Consider the following 3,051-nt stretch of genomic DNA (forward strand, 5'->3'; position numbering starts at 1 on the left):
TTCTTGAATTCACTATTCAGCATAAATCTTTGATAATCGAAATAGTCTTTCGCACTTCTGAATTCATCATTTTGTTGTGCAAACGATAAATTTGCGCAGACCAACAGCATCAGATAAACTAATTTTTTGCTCACTGTGTTTAACTATATAATGTAAAAATAGTTAAAATATCCGATACGTTTGAAGAGGAATTTTCGCGAAAGATTCCCCAATATGAAGTCCGTTCCTGTTATGATTTGAAATTAGAGACTTTATCATCCAATTCTTTAATATCTTTTTTAATTTCCAAGAACATGCTTTTTATTCCTGTATCATAAGACTGGTTGGGTTTGTAATCCTGTGGCAAAATTCCGCGCACATAACGCCAGATTTCCACAAGATCCTCGAGAGCGATTTCGTACGGTGGATAAAATGGGTTGTCAGCAGATACGGTGACAGAAGAGGAATTTACCGCCACTAAAGTTTTATAAGTGATTCCCTGTGGGGTTACAAAAATGTATTCCTTCTCGGGTTTCAGGTCTGCAATATTTTCTACATACTCGCCAATTACATAAGATCCGTCAGCAAATGGCGGCATGGAATCTCCATCAGCCAGAAATCCGCGGAACTTTCCATGTTTCAGAAACGGAAGATTCATGCGCTGCAGACTTTCCATATATTCCGGGTCGCTGTACCCATTTAGATAGCCCATGGAAGCTTTCTGCGGTACAATTTCAATAAAATTATTGCCGTGCTGATCGACTACTACCGGCAAAACAATCCGGTTATCAGGCAGCTTCATCATTCCTTCCAAAGGATATTTCCGGATATCCACCGTTAGGAGCAAATCAATACTAATGTGGAAAAACTTGGATATCTTGATGAGGATTTCATACGGTGGCTCCGAGCGGCCACTTTCATATTTCGAATAGCGATCGCGACTGATTCCGAGCTGATCTGCGAACCCCTGTTGAGCTAAATCCTTCTTACCTCTTAAAAACCTGATGTTATCTGAAAAAACTGACATTGGGACAAATTGTATCCACAAATATAATGATTTTGGGACAAATAGTGTATAATTTTGCGTCATGAATCATGCAATTGCACATATGGATTTGGATGCGTTCTTCGTTTCCTGCGCGAGGCTTCAGAACAGAGATCTGAAAGGTATTCCCCTGATCATAGGTGGTGGCGAACGCGGTGTAGTGGCATCATGTTCATATGAAGCCCGATATTTTGGTGTGCGCTCGGCGATGCCGATCCAGATGGCGCTGAAACTTTGTCCCGATGCAAAAGTGGTGAAAGGTGATTATGAAATGTTCTCGAAATTATCACATGATGTCACCGAAATTATTCAGCAGCGCGTTCCCGTGATGGAGAAAGCAAGCATAGATGAATTTTATCTGGATCTTACCGGAATGGATAAATTTTTCGGCTGTTACAAGTGGACTCAGGAAATTGCATTACAGGTAACTAAGGAAACCGGATTGCCGATCAGTTTTGCACTTTCTGTGAATAAAACCGTTTCGAAAATCGGAACCGGAGAATCCAAACCTTCCGGTAAGCTTGAAATTAATGAATCCCAGATTAAGCCATTCCTTAATCCACTTTCCATCCGGAAAATCCCAATGGTTGGCGAAGCGACCTTTCGCTTGCTCTCAAGAATCGGCATCCGGACCATTAAAACCCTTTCCGAAATGCCGGTATTAGCCCTTCAGCAGATGATCGGAAAAAATGGAACCGAGCTCTGGAGAAAAGCCAACGGAATCGATGAAACCCCTGTAATTCCTTATTCAGAAAGAAAATCAATTTCAAAAGAACATACTTTTTCCAATGATACTATGGATGTGTTTGCCATAAGAAGTCTGATTTCAGGAATGGCGGAAGAACTCGCTTACCAGTTGCGCAAAGAAAAATGGCTCACTTCCACCGTGGTCATCAAAATCCGTTACGCCAATTTCGATACGGAGACCAAACAATGCAAAGTGGCTTATACTGCAGCAGATCATACCCTTTCGCGGATTGCTAAGGATTTGTTTAATAAAATCTATACCCGCAGAATGCGCCTGCGTTTGGTTGGTTTACGGTTTACCGGCTTGGTACACGGCAGTCACCAGATGAATCTTTTTGAAGATACCGAAGAACTGATGAACCTTTACCAAACCATGGACCGTATTAAGAACCGCTTTGGCGCTGATGCCGTGAAACGGGCTTCAGGATTTGATTTCTCGGACGGAACTGCAGATGCCCCAAAAATATATAAATAATGTTCCTGAACTGTCATTCATATCACAGTTTACGCTACGGCACACTCTCCATTGAGGCACTGGTACAGCAGGCGTACAAATCAGGAACTAAAGAATTAGTTTTAACGGACATTAATACCGTTACCGGAATTTATAAATTCAAAAAAGAGTGCGAAAACTATGGCATCAAACCCATCGCAGGTGTTGAAGTAAGAAAAGAAAACAAACTGTTATACATTGCTGTGGCAAAAGAGTTCAGCGGGATTGGAGAAATCAACCGCGTACTGACCGCACACAATTGTGATGGCGAGGAACTCACGGAAAAAGCGCGCCCGTTTGAACAGGTTTTTGTGATCTATCCAATCAATAACATTCCGGAAACGCTTCAGGATCATGAATGTATCGGTTTGCGCGAGGAAGAATTAAACTTAATGATCCGCCCGGAATTTAAAAGCAGAATCAACAAAATGGTAATTCTGCACCCTGTGACTTTCAGTACCAAAAAAGAATATCATTTACATCGGGTTTTAAGGGCGATTGAAAATAACACTTTGCTTTCTAAACTTTCTGAGGAAGACATCTGCAGCAAATCAGAATATCTGAAATCTGAAGCAAATATCATTCAATCATTCGAGCGGTATCCCGAAATCATCAGAAATACAAAGAAAATTCTCTCCGAATGCAGTTTTGAATTTACCTACAAGGAACCCCGAAGCACAGAAAACAAAAACAAAAAATACTTTACCAGTTCTCAGGAAGAAGACATGAAGCTTCTGACAAGACTGGCTTATGAAGGTTTGCAGAAAAGATATGGCAATAACGAAGC

Annotated in this window: 3 protein-coding genes; 2 read left to right on the forward strand and 1 reads right to left on the reverse strand. The window is 41.1% G+C overall.

All coding sequences use genetic code 11. The annotated features are described in order from the left end of the window. Positions 1–229: 229 nt before the first annotated feature. Positions 230–1,006, reverse strand: a complete 777-nt coding sequence (locus V5N63_RS01550) for an XRE family transcriptional regulator (RefSeq protein ID WP_088468330.1) — start codon at positions 1,004–1,006, stop codon at positions 230–232. A 61-nt stretch (positions 1,007–1,067) separates the two neighbouring features. On the opposite strand from V5N63_RS01550, the gene dinB reads away from it, so the two are divergent. Both dinB and V5N63_RS01560 read left to right on the forward strand, forming a co-directional pair. Next, positions 1,068–2,246: a DNA polymerase IV gene (gene dinB / locus V5N63_RS01555; RefSeq protein ID WP_332032390.1), complete on the forward strand. Its 1,179-nt coding sequence runs from the start codon at positions 1,068–1,070 to the stop codon at positions 2,244–2,246. Beyond that, positions 2,246–3,051 (forward strand): PHP domain-containing protein (locus tag V5N63_RS01560; RefSeq protein ID WP_332032392.1); only part of this gene is annotated, 806 nt, incomplete at its 3' end. The genes dinB and V5N63_RS01560, both read left to right, overlap by 1 nt.

Source organism: Kaistella sp. (assembly GCF_032060305.1).
Classification (GTDB): domain Bacteria; phylum Bacteroidota; class Bacteroidia; order Flavobacteriales; family Weeksellaceae; genus Kaistella; species Kaistella yananensis.

Coding starts and splice junctions, on each gene's coding strand:
- dinB (WP_332032390.1), top strand. CDS start 1,068: ATGAATCATGCAATTGCACATATGGATTTGGATGCGTTCTTCGTTTCC.
- V5N63_RS01550 (WP_088468330.1), bottom strand. CDS start 1,006: ATGTCAGTTTTTTCAGATAACATCAGGTTTTTAAGAGGTAAGAAGGAT.